The sequence below is a fragment of the Faecalibacterium butyricigenerans genome (assembly GCF_020687345.1).
Lineage (GTDB): Bacteria > Bacillota > Clostridia > Oscillospirales > Ruminococcaceae > Faecalibacterium > Faecalibacterium butyricigenerans.
Genome location: NZ_JAJEQL010000004.1, coordinates 26152 through 47374, shown reverse-complemented (window position 1 = coordinate 47374; position 21223 = coordinate 26152). Strand labels below are relative to the sequence as shown.

16 protein-coding genes and 1 pseudogene are annotated in these 21223 nt (G+C 60.7%); 1 reads left to right on the top strand and 16 read right to left on the bottom strand.

The genetic code is table 11. The features are described from left to right. Window position 1: 1 nt before the first annotated feature. The 5 genes from LKD23_RS02660 to LKD23_RS02640 form a co-directional block, all read right to left on the bottom strand. Entirely contained in the window at window positions 2-1297 is a 1296-nt protein-coding gene (locus LKD23_RS02660) for a CdaR family protein (protein ID WP_227620228.1), read from the bottom strand. Continuing rightward, the gene (gene cdaA, locus LKD23_RS02655) at window positions 1294-2193 is read right to left on the bottom strand and encodes a diadenylate cyclase CdaA (RefSeq protein WP_227620227.1); all 900 of its coding nucleotides are present in this window, start codon (window positions 2191-2193) and stop codon (window positions 1294-1296) included. Before cdaA ends, LKD23_RS02660 begins: the two co-directional genes overlap by 4 nt. Window positions 2194-2210: 17 nt before the next feature. Next, on the bottom strand, window positions 2211-3323 hold the full coding sequence (gene ispF / locus LKD23_RS02650) for a 2-C-methyl-D-erythritol 2,4-cyclodiphosphate synthase (RefSeq protein ID WP_431834217.1): 1113 nt from the start codon (window positions 3321-3323) through the stop codon (window positions 2211-2213). A 232-nt stretch (window positions 3324-3555) separates the two neighbouring features. Then, the gene (locus tag LKD23_RS02645; RefSeq protein WP_227620301.1) at window positions 3556-5238 is read right to left on the bottom strand and encodes a phospho-sugar mutase; all 1683 of its coding nucleotides are present in this window, start codon (window positions 5236-5238) and stop codon (window positions 3556-3558) included. 73 nt (window positions 5239-5311) lie between these two features. Next, complete coding sequence (locus LKD23_RS02640) at window positions 5312-5704, bottom strand: hypothetical protein (RefSeq protein ID WP_227620225.1); 393 nt, start codon at window positions 5702-5704, stop codon at window positions 5312-5314. A 309-nt stretch (window positions 5705-6013) separates the two neighbouring features. Here LKD23_RS02640 and LKD23_RS02635 point away from each other — a divergent pair, with 309 nt between their 5' ends. After that, window positions 6014-7558, top strand: a complete 1545-nt coding sequence (locus tag LKD23_RS02635) for a YifB family Mg chelatase-like AAA ATPase (RefSeq protein WP_227620224.1) — start codon at window positions 6014-6016, stop codon at window positions 7556-7558. Window positions 7559-7621: 63 nt separating this feature from the next. Here the strand turns inward: LKD23_RS02635 and LKD23_RS02630 are convergent, their stop codons facing one another. From LKD23_RS02630 to LKD23_RS02580, 11 genes and pseudogenes are all read right to left on the bottom strand, one after another. Next, window positions 7622-9064 (bottom strand): TrkH family potassium uptake protein, encoded by a 1443-nt coding sequence (locus LKD23_RS02630; protein ID WP_227620223.1) that lies wholly within the window; start codon window positions 9062-9064, stop codon window positions 7622-7624. A gap of 15 nt (window positions 9065-9079) precedes the next feature. Further along, window positions 9080-10438, bottom strand: coding sequence for a Trk system potassium transporter TrkA (gene trkA, locus LKD23_RS02625; protein ID WP_349138521.1), 1359 nt, complete (start codon window positions 10436-10438; stop codon window positions 9080-9082). A gap of 182 nt (window positions 10439-10620) precedes the next feature. Further along, a complete protein-coding gene (locus tag LKD23_RS02620) occupies window positions 10621-11943 on the bottom strand; it encodes a thymidine phosphorylase (protein ID WP_227620222.1) in 1323 nt (440 codons plus the stop codon). A gap of 186 nt (window positions 11944-12129) precedes the next feature. Then, window positions 12130-13047, bottom strand: a complete 918-nt coding sequence (locus LKD23_RS02615) for an ABC transporter permease (protein WP_227620221.1) — start codon at window positions 13045-13047, stop codon at window positions 12130-12132. Between the two features lies 1 nt (window position 13048). Further along, window positions 13049-14215, bottom strand: a complete 1167-nt coding sequence (locus LKD23_RS02610; protein ID WP_227620220.1) for an ABC transporter permease — start codon at window positions 14213-14215, stop codon at window positions 13049-13051. Continuing rightward, on the bottom strand, window positions 14216-15730 hold the full coding sequence (locus LKD23_RS02605; RefSeq protein WP_227620299.1) for an ABC transporter ATP-binding protein: 1515 nt from the start codon (window positions 15728-15730) through the stop codon (window positions 14216-14218). A gap of 246 nt (window positions 15731-15976) precedes the next feature. Beyond that, entirely contained in the window at window positions 15977-17149 is a 1173-nt protein-coding gene (locus tag LKD23_RS02600) for a BMP family lipoprotein (RefSeq protein ID WP_227620219.1), read from the bottom strand. A 212-nt stretch (window positions 17150-17361) separates the two neighbouring features. After that, window positions 17362-17811 (bottom strand): cytidine deaminase, encoded by a 450-nt coding sequence (locus LKD23_RS02595; protein ID WP_227620298.1) that lies wholly within the window; start codon window positions 17809-17811, stop codon window positions 17362-17364. A gap of 33 nt (window positions 17812-17844) precedes the next feature. Further along, a pseudogene (locus LKD23_RS02590) lies at window positions 17845-18273 on the bottom strand (GNAT family N-acetyltransferase); the annotation flags it as partial. 163 nt (window positions 18274-18436) lie between these two features. Further along, window positions 18437-19156: a purine-nucleoside phosphorylase gene (gene deoD / locus LKD23_RS02585; protein ID WP_227620218.1), complete on the bottom strand. Its 720-nt coding sequence runs from the start codon at window positions 19154-19156 to the stop codon at window positions 18437-18439. Window positions 19157-19180: 24 nt separating this feature from the next. After that, complete coding sequence (locus LKD23_RS02580; RefSeq protein WP_227620217.1) at window positions 19181-21070, bottom strand: M23 family metallopeptidase; 1890 nt, start codon at window positions 21068-21070, stop codon at window positions 19181-19183. Window positions 21071-21223: the final 153 nt, after the last annotated feature.

The following is a 21223-nucleotide window of genomic DNA, read 5'->3' as shown; positions in this document are numbered from 1 at the left end:
CTCAGTTACTTTCTATCTTGCACTGCACCACATAGCTGCCCAGCGCAAAGATCTTGTCGTTGGAGGGCACATAGAGGCGGCAGGCGATGTTCTGCTGGCCGATGGCAACGTAGAAGTCGTCGGCGTCGATCTCGATGACCACCTGCTCCGGGGTCAGGGCCTCCAGCGAACCGGCCGGGCCGCAGAGGGTGACGTTCATCAGCCGCTCGGTCCCCACGGTCAGGGTGTAGGTAGAGGGCAGGTTGACGACCTGCACACAGCTGGCGGGCAGGTTCATGGTCTTGGTCTCCAGACGGGAGCTGTCGAAGCTGACCGTGATGGTGGAGATATTGTCCAGCAGGCGGATGCCGCTGGGCAGCTCGATGGGCATCTCATACACCTTATCCAGCGCAAAGGTGGAAAGGTCGATGGTGCCCACCGACAGGGTGGACAGCTTATCGATCTGCGACTCCGGCCCGGCCACGTTGAGGGTCTTCTTGCTCAGGGAGTAGACCAGCACCGAGGGGTCGAAGTCCCGGGGGGCGTTGATGAAGCTCACCTTTACCGGCAATGTCGCCAGCTTGTACACCTGCAGCGTGACCTCGACGCTGTCCGCCTCGAGGGTAGTATACTCAAATTTCACCTCGCTGCCGCTGCGGGTGTAGAACCGCAGGTCGGTGTCCAGCGTGACAGGGCTGGTCAGCTCGCCGTTGTGGGCCACTTCGGCGGTGCAGGTCTCCACCTTGCTCAGCTCGGTGCTGGGGCCGGAGAGGGTCACGGTCTCCTTGGAGACCTCGGTGCCGTAGAGGATATAGCCGTCGGCAATCTTCAGATAGTTCGTCGTCACCTGAATGGGCAGGGTCTTCTCCTCCACCACATCGAACACCACGTCCACCGTGTTGCTGCCGTCGATGGAGACGGCCACGCCGGTAAGCAGGGTGCTCTGGCTGCGGACCTGAAGGCGGAGGGTCTTTTCGCCGCTGTCGCGGACGCTGGACCAGTCGGGATAGACGACGAAGTCGTTGGCCGACAGGCTGCCGATGGTGTAGCCGTCGCCGGAAAGTTTTAAATTGACCGTTTTTTCCTCCGCATCGACGATGCTCAGGCCGCGGGAGGTGTAGGCGGACGAATCGTAGGTAAAGTCCACCGGGACATTATAAATGGTGGTCGTCGTGCCGGGCTGCACCACGATGGTGACAGCCATCCACGCGATGACCGCGCCCAGCAGCGACAGCAGCAGCCGGACACGGCGGTCGCTCAGCAGGCTGCGCTTAGGGGGCACGGCAGGCTTCATGCCGTTGTTCTGCTCGGTGCTCATTGCTGCTCTTCCTCCTCTTTGGCGTTCACCCAGTTCAGCAGGCGCTTGCCCCGGGCCTTCCAGCCCTCGGCGGCGCTCTTCTCGCTGGCCGTCTCCTTGGGGATCATCTCATCCACCAGACGGGTGTAGAGGGTCTGGCGGTCGAAGTGGCGGATGAGGACGCCGTTCTTCGCCATCGAGATGATGCCGGTCTCCTCGCTGACCACGATGGCGATGGCGTCGGAGTTCTCGGCGATTCCGAGGCAGGCGCGGTGGCGGGTGCCCATGTCCTTGCCGAGGTCGAGGTTGTTGGAAAGGGGCAGCACGCAGCCTGCGGCTTTGATGCGGCCATCTTCGATGATGGCCGCTCCATCGTGGAGGGGGGTGCCCTCGTAGAAGATGGTGCCCAGCACCTCAAGGTTGACCGCACTGTTCACGGGCGTGCCGGTGCGGACGATCTCCGAGAGGTTGGTGTTCCGTTCCAGCACGATGAGGGCGCCAGTCTTAGTCTCCGAAAAGCGCTCGGCGGCATCGCAGATGGCGATGATGGCGCTGCGCCACGCGCCCTTGAGGCTGGTGTCGTTGTAGCGGCTCTTGTTGAAAAAGCGGTAGGCCCACTGGTCGGTCTGGCCCATCCGTTCCAGCGCACGCCGTATCTCAGGCTGGAACAGCACCACCAGCGTCAGCAGACCGACCTGCAGCAGCGAGTTCAACAGCCAAGTAACGGTGCGCATATTCAGGATGTTGGCCACCAGATAGACCGCCAGCACGATGAGCGCGCCCTTGGCCAGCTGACCGGCCCGGGTGCGGTTGACGATGCCCAGAAGCTGGTAGATGAGGAACGCGATGATGAGGATGTCCAGCAGGTCTACCAGCTTGAAGGTCTGAAAGTTTGCTACGATAGAGTTCAGAGTCATGGGTCACACTCTCCCGTTCACACAGCTTCGATGAGGGCGACGGCATGGGCTGCGATGCCCAGCCCCTCGCCGGTAAAGCCCAGATGCTCTTCGGTGGTCGCCTTAACGCTCACAGCCTCCACCGGCAGCCCGAAGGCGGCGGCGAGCTTTTCCCGCATGGCCGGGATGTAGGGGGCCAGCTTGGGGCGCTGGCAGAGGATGGTGGCGTCGATGTTCTCGATGCGCCAGCCCTGTGCGGCGACGATCTCCGCCACCCGGCGGGCCAGCACGAGACTGTCCGCCCCGGCGTACTCCTCCGCCGTATCGGGGAAGTGCTGGCCGATGTCGCCCAGCGCTGCCGCGCCCAGCACGGCATCCATCACAGCATGGGCCAGCACATCGGCGTCCGAGTGGCCCAGCAGGCCCTTCTCATAGGGCACCTCCACGCCGCCAAGGATGAGCTTGCGGCCCTCCACCAGACGATGGACGTCGTAACCATGACCAATGCGCATCTTCTTTCCTCCGTTCTCCGCCCGGGGCAGGTCTTCCCGGGTCGTGATCTTGATGTTTGCGTAGTCGCCCTGCACCAGCTCCACCGGACGGCCCGTTAATTCGAACAGGCTGCAATCGTCGGTGACGAGGCGGGCGCGGGCCTCGTCCAGCTCGTCCAGCGCCGCCAGATAGGCTGCGCGGTCGAAGCACTGGGGCGTCTGCACCGCATAAAGGGTGCTGCGGTCGGGGGTATCCTCCACCATGCAGCCGGCGGGCACCGTCTTGCCGCTGCCGCCCTTTGCCTGCTTGATGGTGTCCTTCACCGGCACTGCCGGGGCGGCAGCCCCGCAGCGGGCAGCCGCCTTCAGCACGGCGGCGATGACCTCCCCGCTCACGAAGGGCCGGGCCGCATCGTGGACGGCCACCAGCGCCCCGTGGGCAGCGGCTACGCCGTTCCGGGCGCTCTCGGCCCGGGTCGCACCGCCCCGCACCAGCTGCACCGGCTTTTTGCACCGGGCTGCGGCCCGCTCTGCGTTCTCGCCCGACGCGCCAGTCACCAGAACCAGCTCGTCCACCTCCGGGCACTCGTCGAAAGCCCGGACGCTCCGCTCCAGCACGGTCTCGCCGCCCAGATCAAAGCTCAGTTTATCAAATCCCATCCGGGTGGAGGAGCCTGCCGCCACCAGAACAGCCGTCACACGATAGTCCAATTTCTTACACCTGCCCCATTTTCTTCCTGCCCCGTGCCACACTGCCCGGAGCTTATTATGACTCATTGAATATTATAGCGTATCAGGCCCCAAACTGCAACCGCCCACACCCATCAAAAATGCCCCCGTGCAGCACTTTTGGCGCTGAACGGGGGCATAAATTTCTGATGGGATTTCCGCGTTATGCGAGGATGGGCTCAATGGCAGCAGCCAGAGCATCCTTCTGAGCCTGTGCCTCGGCGAGGTCCTTGCCCAGCGTGGTGAAGTAGGTCTTGATCTTCGGCTCAGTGCCGGAGGGACGGACGACCACGGTAGCGCCGTTGTCCAGAGCGTAGATGAGGACATTTGCGGCAGGCAGGCCGGTCTCCTCGGGCTTCTTGTAGTCGGTGACCTTGACCACCTTGTGGCCGGCCATCTCGGTGAGCGGCTCGTCACGCAGCTTCTGCATGATGGAGGCCATCTTCTCCATGCCGGTCAGGCCGGGGAACTCGAAGCTGTCCACCTTGTTCAGGTAGCGGCCATACTCCTTGTAGATCTCTTCCAGACGCTGCTTGATGGAGGAGCCGATGCTGCGGTAGTAAGCGGCCATCTCGCAGATGAGCATGGAGCCGATGACGGCGTCCTTATCGCGGACGTAGGGACCGGCCAGATAGCCGTAGCTCTCCTCGAAGCCGAAGATGAAGCGGTCCACCTCACCGGCAGCCTCCAGATTTGCGATCTGATCGCCGATCCACTTGAAGCCGGTCAGCACGCTGCGCATCTCCACGCCATAATGAGCGGCAATGGCGTCGGCCAGCGGGGTGGAGACGATGGACTTGACGGCGACGGGGTCCTTCGGCATGGTGCCCTTCTCGATGCGGCCTGCGCAGATGTAGTCCAGCAGCAGAGCGCCCATCTCGTTGCCGGAGACCAGCTCATAGCTGCCGTCCGGGCACTTCATAGCGATACCCACGCGGTCGGCGTCGGGGTCGGTGGCCAGCATCAGGTCTGCACCGGTCTTGGTGGCGAGGTCGAGGCCCAGCTTCAGGGCATCGAAGATCTCAGGGTTGGGGTAAGAGCAGGTGGTAAAGTAGCCGTTGGGATACTCCTGCTCCGGCACGATGGTGATGTCGGTGATGCCCATATCGTTCAGGACATGGGTGACCGGCACCAGACCGGAGCCGTTCAGGGGGCTGTAGACCAGCTTCAGGCCAGCCGTCTTGCACAGGCCCGGGCGCACCTGACGTGCCTCGATGGCAGCGTAGAGGGCGTTCTTGCAGTCGTCGCCCACAAAGCGGATGAGGCCCTGCTCGACACCCTCTGCAAAGGAGATGTACTTTGCGCCGGTGAGGACATCGGTCTTCTGGATCTCATCGTAGACGATAGCGGCGGCGTCATCGGTCATCTGGCAGCCGTCGGGGCCGTAGGCCTTGTAGCCGTTGTACTTGGCGGGGTTGTGCGAAGCTGTGACCATGATGCCCGCGTTGCACTCGTAGTAACGGGTGGCAAAGCTCAGGGCGGGGACCGGCATCAGCGCGTCGTAGATGCGCACCTTGATGCCGTTCGCTGCCAGGACCCCGGCAGCCGTCTTGGCAAAGATATCGCTCTTGAGGCGGCTGTCGTAGCTGATGGCCACAGTCTGATTGCCGCCCTGCGTCTTGACCCAGTTTGCCAGACCCTGCGTGGCCTGACGCACGACGTAGATGTTCATACGGTTGGTGCCAGCGCCCAGCACGCCGCGCAGGCCGGCGGTGCCAAACTTCAGCGCAACAGCGAAGCGGTCCTTGATCTCGTCGTCATTTCCCTCGATCTTGGCCAGTTCCGGCTTCAGATCTGCGTCTTCCAGATCTGCTGCCAGCCAGCGCTTATACTCATCCTGATACATATTGCACACCTTACCTTTGTTATTTTTGACCATAATGGACAAATTCATCCAAGTCTACTTATACTATAAGCTTTTAAACGCTTTGTGTCAATTCAGGATTATGTACCAAGTTTTCCCCCTCAAAACCAGCAAATGCTACAAATCGCGTCGGTTTTCCGCTTTGCCGACCTCCCTCTGCTGCCATACAGGGCCAGTAGGTCACCCCTGCGTCGTCCAGCACTTCTGTCCAATGGCCCAATCCAACGCCATTTTCGCACAGATACCGCATCAAAGGCATCAGCCGCCCGAAGTCGCCCGTCGGGCAGATGACCTGTTCCGTCGTGCATTCCCCGCCCTGCTGCCGCTGCACTGCCAACACGACACCCTCTTCCTCCAGGCTTGCGTAATAGCACAGCGTGTATGCGCGCTGATAGCCTTCGATATTCGAATAGGGCCGGGTATAACAGCAGTACTCTTTCGCAACCATATGATCCTTCCTCCGATCTTGTTTTTTGCCTGTTCTCATTGCGCGTGTCTCGTTGACATCTCACATGCCCTCTAATATAATAGATTCAGATAAAAAATTGTGTCGAACCCGGACGGCAATGCCCTGCTTTTTCCATTTCTTAGTCGTTTCTTATCCAACGATTTTACATTTTTCGTCCGTTATTTCAAAATAAACATCGACACTACGTAGAATCACGCAGTGATTCTTTTTTTAAGATGGATACAACAGCACAAATCAAAAATTTTAATGGCCCTGCCGCCCCCCTGTCGGGCAGAAAGGAGCGCCCCCATGTACGCAGTCCTCAAGAGCTTCGGCCTCAAGGGCCTCAACGGCTTCCCGGTAGAGGTCGAGGCCGACATCTCGGGCGGGATGCCCGCCCTCTCCATCGTCGGCCTGCCGGACTCTGCCGTCCGGGAGAGCGGCGACCGCGTTCATGCGGCCCTGAAGAATCTGGGCTTCAAGTGGCCCGACCGCCGCATCACCATCAACCTCGCCCCGGCCGATGTCCGCAAGACCGGCCCGGTGTACGACCTGCCCCTGCTGCTGGCCGTGCTGGCGGCCTCCGGGCAGCTGGAAACGCCGCCGAAGGACACCGCCTTTCTGGGTGAGCTGGCGCTGGACGGCAGCCTGCGGCCTGTGTCCGGCGTGCTGCCGATGGCACTGGAAGCCGCTGCCAGCGGGGTGCGGGCGCTCTACGTCCCGGCGGAGAACGCCGCCGAGGCCGCTGAGGCCGGAGGCAGCGAGATGCAGGTCTTCCCCGCTGCAACGGCCCGTCAGGTCGTGGACGCTCTGCGGGGCGTCCAGCCCATCCCGCCTACGGCTCCTGTTCCCTTCGACCCTGCCGACGCATGGAACCATGTCCCCGATTTCTCCGACGTCTGCGGTCAGCCGCTGGCCCGCCGGGCGATGGTCATTGCCGCTGCAGGCGGGCACAACGTCCTGCTCATCGGCGCACCCGGCACCGGCAAATCCATGCTGGCCCGGCGTCTCCCCGGCATCCTGCCCCCGCTGAGCCGGGAGGAGGCCGTGGAGACCACCAAGATCTATTCCATCGCCGGGCAGATGCCCGCAGGCCGGGGCCTCGTGACGGCCCGGCCCTTCCGCAGTCCCCATCACTCGGCCAGCTCGGCGGCACTGGCGGGCGGCGGCGCACTCTTCCGCCCCGGCGAGTGCAGTCTGGCCAACTGCGGCGTCCTCTTCCTCGACGAGCTGCCCGAGTTTTCCCGCGAGAGCCTCGAGGTGCTGCGCCAGCCCCTCGAGGACGGCTGCATCACGGTCAGCCGGGCCGCCGGCAGCGCCACTTACCCCAGCCGCTTCCAGCTTGTTGCCGCCATGAACCCCTGCAAGTGCGGCTACTACGGCCACCCCACCCGGGCCTGCACCTGTTCCCCCAGCGCGGTGCGGCAGTACCGCAGCCGGGTGTCCGGCCCGCTGCTGGACCGCATCGACCTCTGCGTCGAGATGGACCCCGTCGCCTTTGACGAGCTGCACAGCGTCTCTCCCTCTGAGAGCAGTGCCGAGCTGCGCAGGCAGGTCCTTGCCGCGCGGGCTGTTCAGGCCCAGCGGTACGCCTCCCCCGGCTACGAGGGCGTGCACTGCAACGCCCAGCTCACCGCCGGGCAGGTGCGGCGCATCTGCCGGATGACCCCTGCCGCTGAGCAGCTCCTGCGGGCCTCCTATGAGACGCTGGGCCTCTCGGCCCGCGCCCACGACCGCATCCTCCGGGTGGCCCGCACCGTGGCCGACCTCGCAGGCAAGCGTCTCCTCGACGAGGATTCCCTGCTGGAAGCGCTGCAGTACCGCGCACAGGAAAAGGTCGAGCTGACGTTCTGAGACCGCAAAAAGCTCCCCCGGCAGTCCAAGCCGGGGGAGCTTTGTCGTTGCTATAGCAGTTTCTCAGAATCTCCGCCATGTATCGGGCAGGAAGAGCACCAGCATCGGGAAGATCTCCAGACGGCCGGCCAGCATATCGAAGATGAGCACCAGCTTTGCGAAGTTGGAATAAGCCCCGAAGTTCATCATGGGGCCGACCTGATTGAGGCCGGGGCCAATGTTGTTCAGGGTGGCGGCGACGGAGGTAAAGTTTGTCACCATGTCAAAGCCGTCCAGACTCACCAGCATCAGGCTCGCTCCAAAGAGGAAGATGTAGGCCGCTATATAGACGTTGGTGGTGCGGATGGTCTCGTGGTTGACCAGCTTGCCGTCCATCCGGACGGGAGCCACCACCTGCGGGTGAAGGGCCTGTTTCAGCTCCTTGCCCAGCGTCTTACCCAGCAGCAGGAAACGGCTGACCTTGATGCCGCCGCCGGTGCTGCCCGCACAGGCACCCACGAACATCAGCAGCACCAGCACCTCTTTGGCCAGCGTGGGCCAGAGGTCGAAGTCACAGCTGGAAAAGCCGGTGGTCGTGATGATGGAGCCAACCTGAAAGGCCGCGTGGCGCAGTGCCTCGCCGAAGGTGCCGTAGAGGCTGCGGATGTTCACCGTGATGACGGCCACCGCCGCCAGAATGATGCCGAAATAGGCGCGGACCTCCTCGCTGGACGCTGCGCGGCGGAACCTCCGCAGCAGCAGGAGGAAATAGGCGTTGAAGTTGACGCCGAAGAGGATCATAAAGATGGTCACGACCCACTGGATGTAGGGCGAGAAGCTGGCAAAGCTGTCGTTCTTGAACCCGAAGCCGCCGGTGCCCGCCGTGCCGAAGGCCGTGAGCATCGAGTCAAATACATTCATGCCGCCTGCCAGCAGGAAGCAGAACTCCACTACCGTCAATGCAAAATAGATGCCGTACAGGATCTTCGCCGTGGACTGCACCTTCGGCACCAGCTTGTCCACCTGCGGGCCGGGGCTTTCCGCTTTCATCAGGTTGACGTGAGAGCCGCCGGTCAGGGGCAGCAGCGAGAGCAGAAAGACCAGAACGCCCATACCGCCGATCCAGTGGGTGAAGCTGCGCCAGAACAGGATGCCGTTGGGCAGGCCCTCCACGGCGGGCAGGATGCTGGCACCGGTGGTGGTAAAGCCCGACACCGTCTCAAAGAGGGCGTCCACCGGGTTCGGGATGCAGCCGGTGAGGACGAAGGGCACGGCGCCTACGATACTGATGGCGATCCAGCTCAGCGCCGTGGCCGCAAAGCCCTCCCGCATATAGAACACCTTGCTGCGGGGCTTGATGGTACGCAGCCCGAGGCCCAGCGCCGCACTGATGGCCGCCGTCAGCAGGAACACGCCCATGACAGCCCACTCGGCGTAGATGAGGCTCGTCACCGCCGGAAGCAGCAGCAAAACGCCCTCGATCATCAGGATATAGCCCAGCAGACGAAAGACGATCGCATAATTCATACGTTCTGTCCCCCGTTACCCTTCCACGATGTCCCGCAGGTCGTGCAGGCCGTGCTCCAGCGTGACGACGATGACATTGTCGCCCACCTGAATGCGGTCGCCGCCGCGGGGGATGAGGATGCGGTCGCCGCGGGTGATGCAGCAGAGCAGCAGGTTCTTTTTCAGATGCAGCTGGCTCAGCGGCACGCCGGTGGCCCGGCTCTCCTCGTGGACGGTGAACTCCAGCGCCTCCACGCGGTCGTCGAGGATGCGGTAGAGGGTCTTGATGTTATTGCCGGCCTCGTTCTGCAATGCACGGACGTACTGCACGATGTAATCGCAGGTCATGTATTTGGGGTAGACGATGCTGCCCAGATCCAGCCCGGCCAGAATATCGTCGAACTCGAGGCGGTTGATCTTCGTGACCAGCTTGCCCTTGGAGTGCTTCTTGGCAAACAGGGTCAGCAGCACGTTCTCCTCGTCGATGTTGGTCAGGGCCACGAAGGCCTCGGTGGATTCCAGTCCCTCTGAGAGCAAGAAGTCGCGGTTGGAGCCGTCCTCATTGAGGATCTGTGCCTCGGGCAGGGACTCGGCCAGCACATTGCAGCGGGCCGGGTCGCGCTCCACGATGCGGACGCGGATGTGGTTTTCCAGCAGCTCCTGACTCAGGTAGTAGGCGATGGCACCGCCGCCCACGATGAAGGCATTGCGCACCGGCCGCACCGGCATATGGATGCGCTGGAAGAACTCCTGGGCCTTCTCCTGCGTAGCGAGGAAGGTGACCTGATCGCCGTTCTTCAGTACGAAGTTGCCGTTGGGGATGATGACCCCGCCGTCACGCTCCACGGCGCAGACCAGAATGTCGCTCTTGAGCTGGGTGGGGATCTCATGGATGGCCACACCGTCCAGCCCCTGCTGCTCGGTCAGGGCGAACTTGATGAGCCGCACGCGCCCGTCCGCAAAGGTGTCGATCTTGCTTGCACCCGGAAAGCGCAGCAGATGCGAGATCTCCTTCGCCGCTGCCATCTCAGGGTTGATGATGGCCGAGATGCCGATCTGCTTTTTGATAAAGTCCAGCTCATGGCTGTAGGACGGGTTGCGCACACGGGCGATGGCGTGGCAGTGGCCCGCCTTTCTTGCGAACATACAGCACAGCAGGTTCAGCTCATCCGAGCCGGTGACTGCAATGAAGACATCCGCCTCCTCCACGCCCGCCTCAGACAGGGTGGTGATGGACGAGCCGTTGCCGAGAATGCTCATCACGTCGTAGGATTCGCCGATGTGCTCCACACGGGCCTTGTTCGTATCGACAACGGTCACATTATGACCCTCTTCACTGAGCTGCCGCGCCAGCGCTGTGCCGACTTTGCCGCCGCCCACCAAAACGATCTTCATAGAATAACCCTTTCTCTTCTCCTGCGCCGTTTGGGCGCTATTGAGTAGATTATAGCATATCTCGGGCCAAATATCTACAAAATCGGTCCTTCTGCCTGTTTTATCCACTGCAAAGCACCATTTCGGCGGAAAAAGCAGCCCCGAGGTGTGCGCACCCCGGGGCTGTCAGGCATTTTCAGGCTTTATTCGTACCGCTCCACGCCGTCCTTGGTGACGAGGGCGTAGACCAGCGGGGCCTCTTCGGGCTTTTCGGGGCCGTAGACGAGGCCGCTGCGGTACTCGGCGGCAGCAGCGTCGAATCGGTCGGCTGCGCCGTAGAAGGTAGCGAGGCTCTCGCCCTTATGGACATAGTCGCCACGCTTCTTGTGGAGGGTGATGCCGGCGGCGAAGTCCAGCGGGTCGCCCTTCTTCTGACGGCCTGCGCCCAGCAGCACGCTGGCAGAGCCGATCTTCTCGGCGTCGTTGGCGATGATGTAACCGTCCTCCTCGGCCAGCAGCTCATAGCTGGCGGCGGGCTTTTCGAAGAGGCTGTAGTCGTCCAGCACCCGGATGTCGCCACCCTGTGCCGCGAACATTTCCTTGCACTTTGCATAGGCGGATCCGTCCGCGAGGACGGCCTCGGCCATGGCGCGGCACTCGGCAGGGGTGCCCTTGTCGGCCAGAACCAGCATATTGGTGGCCAGCTGTAAGCACACCTCAGTCAGGTCGGCGGGGCCATGCCCCTTGAGCACATCCATGCTCTCCATGACCTCGAGGCTGTTGCCGATGTTGCGGCCCAGCGGGGTGTCCATGTCGGTGATCATGGCAGCGACGCGGCGGCCGTGATGGGTGCCGATGGAGACCATCAGCTTGGCCAGCTCGATGCTCTGCTCCACGGTCTTCATGAACGCGCCGGTGCCGGTGGTGACATCCAGCAGGATGGCGTCCGAGCCGGAGGCCAGCTTCTTGGACATGATGCTGGACGCGATGAGGGGGATGCAGCTGACGGTGGCGGTGACGTCCCGGAGGGCGTACATCTTCTTATCCGCCACGGCGATGCCTTCGCTCTGGCCGATGACCGACAGGCCGATCTTGTTCACCTGCGCGAAGAACTCCTCCTGCGAGAGGGCGGTCTTGGTACCGGGGACGCTCTCCATCTTGTCGATGGTGCCGCCGGTGTGGCCGAGGCCGCGGCCGCTCATCTTGGCGATCTTGACGCCGCAGGCCGCGACGATGGGTGCGATGACCAGCGTGGTCTTGTCGCCCACGCCGCCGGTGGAGTGCTTGTCCACCTTGATGCCCGGAATGGGCGAAAGATCGACCATGACGCCGCTGTGGGCCATCACGTCGGTCAACTCGGCAGTCTCCTCGTCGGTCATGCCCCGCAGATAGACGGCCATCATCCATGCCGCCATCTGGTAATCGGCCACCTCGCCGCTGACGAAGCCGTTGACGATGGCTTCCAGTTCTTCGCGGCTGTGGGTGCCGCCGTCCCGCTTTTTTGCGATCAGATCGTAAATGCGCATAAGTTCACGCTCCTAAATCGTATTCTCCGCCAACGCTCTTCCGTCGGCAATAAGTATGACATTGTACTTCAAGTATAGCAAATTCTTCCGCAAAAGCAAGCATCGTTTTGTGGAATCTGTTGAAAAAAGAACAAAAAAGGCGCAGCCGCCCGGAAAGCAGCTGCGCCCCGAAAAAACGCCCTCGGATCAGCGGGAACCTTTATCGTAGGGGATGCCCTCGGCCTTGGGGGCCATGCTGTTCTTGGAGGTGAAGGCCAGAATGACCATCGATGCCACGAAGGGCATCATGTTGTAGATGTTGCTGGACCAGTGGAGCTGTGCGAGGAAGGTGGAGTCAGCGATGTTGGCCAGACTCTTGAAAACAGCGAAGAACATGGCCGCGCCGCAGATGTTGAAGGGCTTCCACTGACCGAAGATCATAACGGCCATCGCAAGGAAGCCTGCGCCGGCTACGCCGACCTCGAAGTTCCACGTCTGGACGGGCGGCACGATGTAAGCCAGACCGCCGATGGCACCCAGTGCGCCCGAGATGACGACACCGGCATAGCGCATCTTGTAGACATTGATGCCCACGGAGTCCGCTGCCTGAGGATGCTCGCCGCAGGCGCGCAGACGCAGGCCGAAGCGGGTCTTGTACAGCACGACATAGCTGACGATGAGCAGGACGATGCCCAGCGGGACAAAGATGCTCAGCTCCAAGCCGCCGAGGCTGAACAGGAAGGGCTTGTTGGAGTAGTTCAGCTTGGCACTGCCGCTCGTGCTGAAATACTTGGCGATGACCACGGCGATGGCCGTCGCCAGCAGGTTCAAGGCTGTGCCTCCGATGGTCTGGTCCGCCTTCAGGTTGATGGAGGCAAAGGCCAGCAGCAGGCTGTAGACCATACCGGCGAGAGCCGCCACCAGCACGGCGATGAGGACCGTAGCAAACGCAGGCAGGCTTGCAGGCAGCATAGTGAGGGTGAGGACACCCGCCACGCCGCCGATGACCATGATGCCTTCCAGTGCGATGTTGATGATGCCGGAGTGCTCGCTGAACATACCGCCCAGAGCGACCAGCATCAGCACGATGCCATACAGCAGGGTATACTTGATGAGAAGCAGCATATCACTTGCCCTCCTTCTTGGTTTTGGTCTCAGCAGGGGCAGGCTCTGCATTCACGTTGGTCTTGTCCGCATTCCGGAACAGCAGGGCGTGGATCTTGCCCCGGAACAGCATGGAGAATGCGCACAGGTAGATGATGATGCCGCTGATGAGGTCGGAGATCTCCGTGGGATAGTACTTGGTGGACAGGAACGAGCCGCCGACCGAGATGTGGGAGATGAAGATCGCAGAGAAGATGGTTCCGATGGGGTTGGAGCTTGCCAGCAGGGCCACGGAAATGCCGTTGAATCCCATGGTGGGCAGGCTGGTGGAGTTCAGCGGGTTCCACTGGGACACATTGGACAGGTAGTAGAGGCCTGCGCCGAAACCGGCCAGTGCGCCTGCAATGGCCATCGAGAGGATGATGTTCTTCTTCTCGTTGATGCCGGCATAGCGGGCTGCGCTCTTGTTCAGGCCGACGGCCTTCAGCTCATAGCCGAAGGTGGTCTTGTTCAGGATGACCCAGATGAGGACGGCCACCGCAGCTGCGAGGAAGATGGCGATGGTGGTGCTGTTGGTCTGGAACATCTTGTTCAGGCCAAAGTCCGGAATGAGGGACTTGGACAGCTCGGCGCTCTTTCCGAGGTTCAGAGTGCGGGTGTTGCGCACATCGTACATGGGACCGGTGCCGTTCTGATAGATGAGCTCGTTGACCAGATAGAGGCCGATCCAGTTGAACATGATGGAGGTGATGACCTCATTGATGTTGAAGTAGGCCTTGAAGAAGCCGGGGATCGCGCCCCAGATGCCGCCGAGGATGGTTGCTGCGATGAGGCAGACGAACCATGGCATCTTGAGCATGATGGCGCAGTAGAGGGCACCGTAAGCGCCCAGCGTGTACTGACCGGCTGCACCGATGTTGAACAGGCCGGTCTTGAACGCGAAGGCCACGGACAGGCCGGTCATGATGAGGGGAGCTGCGTTGGCCAGCTCCTTGCCGACGCCGTAGGGCGCATCATGGAAGCCGCCCTTGACGATGCGGACAAAGCCGTCACCCCATGCGTGGGCCGGATTGATGGCCAGCAGCACGAGGAAGCCCACAGCCATGCCGATGACGATGCACAGCAGCGCGGCCAGCACACTGGTGATGGAGCTGTTGAGGTTGCTGTGGGAAAGTTTTTTCTTGTTCATTTAGTTGTTCTCCTTTCCCTGCTTGCGTGCGCCGGCCATGTAGAGGCCCAGCTCCTGCACAGTGGTGGTCTTGGGGTCGAACTCGCCGACGATCTCGCCCTCGTACATAACGAGGATGCGGTCGGACAGGTTCATGACCTCATCCAGCTCGAGGCTGACCAGCAGGACCGCCTTGCCCTTGTCGCGCTCGGCGACGATCTGTCTGTGGATGTATTCGATGGCACCGACATCAAGGCCGCGGGTAGGCTGAACAGCCACCAGCAGCTTGGGGTCTCTGTCGATCTCGCGGGCGATGATGGCCTTCTGCTGGTTGCCGCCGGACATACTGCGCACGATGGTGGCGCTGCCCTGACCGCTGCGGACGTCATACTGGGCGATGAGCTTATCGGAATACTCGCGGACCTTCTCGGACCGGATGAAGCCGCCTTTCTGGAACTCGGGCTGCCAGTAGCGCTGGAGCACCATGTTGTTCTCGAGGCTGTAGTCCAGCACCAGACCGTGCTTGTGGCGGTCTTCGGGGATGTGGCTCATGCCGTCCTTGGAGCGCTGGCGGATGCTGGCGTGGGTGATGTCCTTGCCGTCCAGCGTGATCTTGCCGCCCGACAGCTTCTCGAGCCCGGTGAGACCGTAGACGAACTCGGTCTGGCCGTTGCCCTCGATGCCCGCCAGACAGACGATCTCGCCGCCGTGGACCTGAAAAGTGACGTCCTTGACGGAGTCCTTCTTTCGCTGGTCGTTGTGGATGGTGACGCCCTCCACGTCCAGCACGACCTCGCCCGGGTGGGCGGGCTTTTTATCGACCTGAAGCTGGACATCGCGGCCGACCATCATGCGGGAAAGCTCCTCCTTGGTGGTGTTCTTGATGTCCACGGTGCCCATGTACTTGCCCTTGCGCAGGACGGTGCAGCGGTCGGCGACCGCCATGATCTCGTTGAGCTTGTGGGTGATGAAAAGGATGGACTTGCCCTCCTTCTTGAACCCGCGCATGATCTCCATCAGCTCGTCGATCTCCTGCGGGGTCAGCACAGCGGTAGGCTCGTCGAAGATCAGGATCTCGTTGTCGCGGTAGAGCATCTTCAGGATCTCCACGCGCTGCTGCATACCCACCGAGATGTCGCTGATGAGGGCATCGGGGTCAACACGCAGGCCGTACTTCTCGCTCAGGGCCATGACCTTCTTGCGGGCCTCGGCCTTCTGCAAAAAGCCCATCCTGTTCGGCTCCACACCCAGAATGATGTTGTCCAGCACGCTGAAGCACTCCACCAGCTTGAAGTGCTGGTGGACCATACCGATGCCCAGTGCGTTCGCATCGTTGGGGTTGCGGATGGCGACCTCCTTGCCGTTCTTGAGGATCTTACCCTCCTCCGGCTGATACAGGCCGAACAGCACGCTCATCAGCGTGCTCTTGCCTGCACCGTTCTCGCCCAGCAGGGCATGGACCTCGCCCTTTCGCAGCTGCAGGGTAATGTCGTCGTTGGCCTTGATGCCCGGGAACTCCTTGGTGATATGGAGCATCTCGATCACAAAATCCTCTGCCAATCTGCTCACTCTCCTTTCGTGTCCAAGCGACACTTATACTATTCTAGTGACCATTATACCGTATTTTTGTCGTTTTGCACACTTCTTTTTGAAAATTTAGTGTTTTGCCATATCATAAGTATTACTTTTGTGCATTTTGCCAAACAGTCCTCTCCCGCTGCCCGAAAGAACGCAAAAAGGCGGGACGCCCTTTGCAGAGCGTCCCGCCCGGGAAAGCCTTGATTACTGGATGTAGTTGACGGTGGTGAACTCGCTGACGGTGGGCTTGGTGCTGTCGTCAGAGTTGTTGTCCACAACGATCTCGCCGCTCTTGATCTTGCTCTTCAGAGCCTCGTACTCGTCGGTGGTGAAGGTCTCGAAGTTCCAGCTGTCAGCATCGGTGGGCAGGCCGATGTAGTCGCCGTCCTCCAGACCGAAGTTGCCGTTGGAAGCAGCGATGTCGCTCCAATCGCCTGCCTCAATGTCGGACAGAGCGGTGTTGACAGCCTCGGTCAGGCCCTTCATTGCAGAGGTGATGAAGGGGTTGTAAGCGAAGGAGCCGTCAGCCACGCCGTTGACACCGATGTAGTTCTGGTCAACGTCAACGCCGATGACATAGCCGTTGCTCTTCAGAGCAGCCTCAACAGCGGAGGTGTAGATGCCGCCGCCGCAGGCGAAGACGACCTGAGTGCCGTTGGAGTACCAGCCCTCCATACGGGAGGTGATGTTTGCATCGCCGTAGAACTGGCCGCCGTAGAAGTAGTTGATGTCGATGTTGGTGCCCAGCTCCTGAGCAGCAGCATCAGCGCCCTGAACATAGCCGTAGCCGTAACGGATAACAGCGGGAACAGCCATGCCGCCGAGGAAGCCCAGCTTGGTCTTGCCGTCCTTGACGATGGCATAGCCTGCCAGATAGCCTGCCTGCTCCTCCTTGAAGGTGATGCAGTAGCAGTTTGCGGGGATGGCATCGGTGCCGATGTCGCCCTGCGTGACGTCGACGGCGATGAACTTGACATCGGGGTACTGGTCAGCAGCCCATGCCAGAGAAGCGCCGTACAGGTAGCCGACGCAGACGATGACGTCAGCGCCGTCGTTGACAGCCTGACGGATCATGGTCTCGCGGTCCTCATCGGAAGCGTCAGCCTCGGGGATGTAGTACTGGCAGTCATCGCCCATGTAGCCGGAAACAGCAGTCCAGCAAGCCTGATTGAAGCTCTCATCGTCGATGGTGCCGGTGTCGCAGGTCAGAGCGACCTTCACGATCTTCTCGCCGCCCTCAGCGGTGGAAGCGGCAGTGCTGGTGGAAGCAGCTGCGGAGGAAGCGGTGGAAGAGGAAGAACCGCCGCAGGCAGTCAGAGCAGCGGCAGCAGCAGCGGCGCCAGCCACTGCCAGAAAGTTACGACGAGAAATCATCATAATGAAAACTCTCCTTTTATTTTAATATAATCGCGTCTTATTGACGAAATGTGCGCACCTGCACATTTACTGGCTCAAGTATAGCGGGAAGAAGTGACAGATGCAAGTCTTTTCCGATTACAAAACATTTACAAATATTTCATCAAAATTGTATAAAAATCACACTTATCCCGGAAAATCCGCTCCGTCCGGTCTTTTTCGCGCAGCTGCGTTCAGTCTTTCACGGCCTTGTTGCCCGCCACATTGGAGGGGCCGAAACCGAAGGGCAGCAGCTCGTCCATGCTGCGTTCGATGAAGTCCTCCGGGCTTCTTGCCATGATGACATTCAGCTCCGGGCCGCCGAACTCGAACAGCGCCTGACGGCAGACGCCGCAGGGCGAGGTGATCTGCTTGTTGACCTCGCCCCGGCGGGAGCCTACCACCGCGATGTCGGTGAACTTGGTCACCCCCTCTGCCACAGCCTTGAACAGTGCCGTTCGCTCGGCGCAGCTGGTGGGGGTGAAGGCAGCGTTCTCCACATTGCAGCCGGTGAAGATGCGGCCATCCTCGGCCCGCAGGGCTGCGCCCACCATAAAGCCGCTGTAGGGCGCATAGGCCTTTTCCCGGGCCGCAAGAGCCATCCGGATCAGCTCCTGCTTTTCTTCCAGAGTCAGTTTTGTCATGGTCGGTTCTCCTTTTTGTAATTTGTAGATATAGCGTTCTTCGTCCTGCGGGACGAAGCCAATAGATTCAAACATTTTCTGCGACTGGGTATTGAAGGAATAGATGTGCGCGAAGCACTCTGCCAAGCCCCTTTCCCGAGCCATCTCCAGCATTTTTTCGATGACCTTCCGCCCGATGTGTTTATTCTGGTACTCCTTGCAGATGACGATGGCCAGCTCGCCTGTCGTCCGCAGGCTGACATCACCACAAAGCACACCCCGATACTCGATATAAAACAGTTCTCCGTGTGTGTCCAGATAATGATACATCCGCTTCAGCAGCGGCAAATCATAAACGGAGTCCCTGTTATCTACCTGTTTGCAGAGCTGTGCATCCTGATACCACGCAAGTGCTGTATCGTAGGCCGGATAATACGGAACAAGCCGGATGTTCCCCTCCACAGAAATCGGACTGCGCACCATGTTCACCGTTTCTCTGTTCATCGGCCTCATTCCCTTCTGTGTCGTACATTCTTCTGTGTCGTGTATTTAAGTATAAATCATTCTTTTCAGAAGTGCAAGCAAAGCCTCCGTCAAAAAAGAGGGCCGCTGCAAAACACAGCGGCCCTCTCTGGTTCAAAAGTGCTTAATACTCCGCCCCCAGCGCGACCTTCATCATATCGGTGAAGCTCTTCTGGCGCTGCTCTGCGGTGGTGATCTCCGGGGAGACGAAGCTGTCCGAGATGGTCAGCAGGCAGGCGGCATTCTTGCCCAGCACCTCAGCGTTGGCGAAGAGTGCAAAACTCTCCATCTCCACGCAGAGGCAGCCGCGCTCGTCCCGCAGCAGCTCCCAGTAAGCGGGCTTTGCGTCGGAGGGCTGACGATAGAAGACATCGGAGGAGTGGATGTTGCCCTCGATGAGCTTGATGCCCTGCTTCTTGGCGGAGGCACGCAGCTTGTCGTTCAGCCCCTCGCTGGGGAAGGTAATGTCGTGGTCGTTGCCGCTCTGGACGCGGGCATAGTTGGACTCGCTGACCGCACCGGTGGCCAGCACGGTATCGAACAGCTTGGCGCTGTCAGTGTAGCTGCCGGCGGAGCCGATGCGGATGATGTTGTCCACATCGTAGAACTTGAACAGCTCATAGGAGTAGATGCCGATGGAAGGCATTCCCATGCCGCTGCCCATCACACTGATGGGACGGCCCTCGTAGGTACCGGTGAAGCCCAGCATCCCGCGCACGCCCGTCACCTGACGGACATCCTTCAGGAAGGTGTCTGCAATGAATTTTGCGCGCAGGGGGTCGCCCGGCATCAGGACAGTCTTTGCGAAATCGCCCTTTTCGGCGCCGATGTGAGGAGTAGCCATAATGAATTTCTCCTTTTTATAGAATTATTTTCTCCCCGGGAACACGTTCTGCGGGGGAATGTACGAACCATTGAGACGGATCTCAAAGTGGCAGTGGTTGCCGGTGGAACGGCCCGTGCTGCCCACATAGCCGATGAGCTGGCCCTGCTTGACGGTCTGGCCTGCGCTGACGGTCAGGGACAGGCAGTGTGCATACACGCTGCTGTAGCCGCCGCCGTGGTTGATGATGACCGAGTAGCCATAGCCCGTGCCCGCACCGGCCTTGTTGTAACCCGCCTTGGTGATGGTGCCGCCTGCGGAGGCGTAGATGGGCGTACCCGCCGGGGCACAGATATCCACGCCCCGGTGGCGTCCGCCATACCAGCGCGAGCAGTAGCGGTAATTCGGCACAGGCCAGATGAACTGGCCGCTTCCGGTGATGAATTTGGTGCTGGACTTCACCTTCTTCGTGCCCTGCACCACCTTTTTATTCACCGGCTCCTTGATGACCTCGGTGGAGAGGATGGTCTGCTCCACAAGGACATTGTTTGTATCGTAGACGTTCTGGAAGGTCACGCGGCGCAGGCCGTTCTGGCCTTCCTGCAGCACCTTGGTGGTGCCCTTCGTATATTCGTTGGATTTGGTCGTTTCGATGGCGAAGGCGACCTCCTCCTCCCGGGTCTCGATGCGGGTGATCCGCACCTCGAGGGCCGCTTCTTCCTTGGTGACGATCAGCTCATCGCCCTCACGGATGTTGGATTTTTCGTTCAGCGGCTCGCCCTTGAAGTTCGTATTGAGCGCACACAGCTCCCGGAAGGTCAGGTCATTCTTATGGGCAATGTCCCAGAGCGTGTCACCGGTCTTGACCGTGTACACCTTCTGGGCCTGCTTGACGCCGGAAAGCTCCTTCTCGACGTCCGCATAATCCTGTAGGCTGTCCTTGAAGTAAAGGCCGTCCTCCAGTGTGACCTGCTTGTTGAATCCCACGCTCACGTTGGGGTCATCGGGGACCTCGTAGGGTTCCAGACGGCTGGTGAAGTACGCGCGCAGCGCGTCGCCGTCGCTGCATACCGCTGTCAGCTCACCGTCCAGATACAGGGCCGTGCCCTCACCGATCTGGTCGCCTGCGCTCTGGATGATGGCGTCGGCCATCTCGTTCTCATCCAGCATATGATGGGCGACGGCAATGGTATAGCTCGGCTCGATGGTCAGCTCCGTCTTATCGGAGCCTGCGTAGCTGATACGCTCCATCACGTCCTCGCGGGCTGTGTCGAAGACATCCTCGTTGGCCACATAGCCCACGGTCTCGCCGTTGACCTGCACAGCCAGCGCGTAGGGCTGGTTGATGACATATTCAAACACCATGCTGCCCAGCGCCAGCGCACAGACCGGCAGGATGTACATCGCCATCCGGGGCAGCAGCCGGAGGTTACGGCGGACGCCGCTGGCGAGATAGTGGGTGCTGGCCTTCAGTGCCGCGCTAAGGCCTTTTTCCCGGTGGATGTGGTGGGCGTGGATGAGAAGGGCCACTATGCCCTTCACGAGCAGCACAAAGGGGCCGAACAGATCCTTGACGACCTGTGCCGCACCCGGGAAAGCCGTCTCGGTCAGGTCTTTTGCAAAGCGGCAGATGCCCCGGGCGCCCAAGAGGGCCAAGTGCTTGACGCCTCGCCCGGCACGCACTGCAGCATACTCTGCACCAAAGCCCAGTGCATAGAGCACTGCGCCGATGCGTGCCGCCAGCGGCGAAGCTCCCAGCTTCTTGGCTGCGCTGTCCAGCCGATGGCGGCGAAGGCGGAAGCGCCGGTGGCGTCGCAGCAGACGGACGCACTGGAACTGCGCCCACCGTGAGCGCAGCCTTGCGCGGAAGCTGCTGTGCTGCGGCGCGGCGGTCGGCACGTCCTGCCGCGTTTCAGTTGTTTTATCTTCCAGCAAAAAGGATGCTCCTTCCTGTATCTTCAGGAGATTCTGATTTATCTCTCATATCGATATGCTGCCGCATAAGTGCAGCTTTTTTTACAAGAATGCTCTATTTATTATACACCCTGCCCGCGCCGAAACAAGCATTGACACAAAATTTGGGCCAAG

Bases quoted from the DNA above. Each gene is read 5' to 3' on its own strand.
- LKD23_RS02600 (WP_227620219.1), bottom strand. From the start codon at position 17,149: ATGATGATTTCTCGTCGTAACTTTCTGGCAGTGGCTGGCGCCGCTGCT.
- LKD23_RS02660 (WP_227620228.1), bottom strand. From the start codon at position 1,297: ATGAGCACCGAGCAGAACAACGGCATGAAGCCTGCCGTGCCCCCTAAG.
- LKD23_RS02635 (WP_227620224.1), top strand. From the start codon at position 6,014: ATGTACGCAGTCCTCAAGAGCTTCGGCCTCAAGGGCCTCAACGGCTTC.
- LKD23_RS02630 (WP_227620223.1), bottom strand. From the start codon at position 9,064: ATGAATTATGCGATCGTCTTTCGTCTGCTGGGCTATATCCTGATGATC.
- cdaA (WP_227620227.1), bottom strand. From the start codon at position 2,193: ATGACTCTGAACTCTATCGTAGCAAACTTTCAGACCTTCAAGCTGGTA.
- LKD23_RS02620 (WP_227620222.1), bottom strand. From the start codon at position 11,943: ATGCGCATTTACGATCTGATCGCAAAAAAGCGGGACGGCGGCACCCAC.
- LKD23_RS02640 (WP_227620225.1), bottom strand. From the start codon at position 5,704: ATGGTTGCGAAAGAGTACTGCTGTTATACCCGGCCCTATTCGAATATC.
- trkA (WP_349138521.1), bottom strand. From the start codon at position 10,438: ATGAAGATCGTTTTGGTGGGCGGCGGCAAAGTCGGCACAGCGCTGGCG.
- LKD23_RS02610 (WP_227620220.1), bottom strand. From the start codon at position 14,215: ATGAACAAGAAAAAACTTTCCCACAGCAACCTCAACAGCTCCATCACC.
- LKD23_RS02615 (WP_227620221.1), bottom strand. From the start codon at position 13,047: ATGCTGCTTCTCATCAAGTATACCCTGCTGTATGGCATCGTGCTGATG.
- ispF (WP_431834217.1), bottom strand. From the start codon at position 3,323: ATGGGATTTGATAAACTGAGCTTTGATCTGGGCGGCGAGACCGTGCTG.
- LKD23_RS02605 (WP_227620299.1), bottom strand. From the start codon at position 15,730: ATGCTCCATATCACCAAGGAGTTCCCGGGCATCAAGGCCAACGACGAC.
- LKD23_RS02595 (WP_227620298.1), bottom strand. From the start codon at position 17,811: ATGACAAAACTGACTCTGGAAGAAAAGCAGGAGCTGATCCGGATGGCT.
- deoD (WP_227620218.1), bottom strand. From the start codon at position 19,156: ATGGCTACTCCTCACATCGGCGCCGAAAAGGGCGATTTCGCAAAGACT.
- LKD23_RS02645 (WP_227620301.1), bottom strand. From the start codon at position 5,238: ATGTATCAGGATGAGTATAAGCGCTGGCTGGCAGCAGATCTGGAAGAC.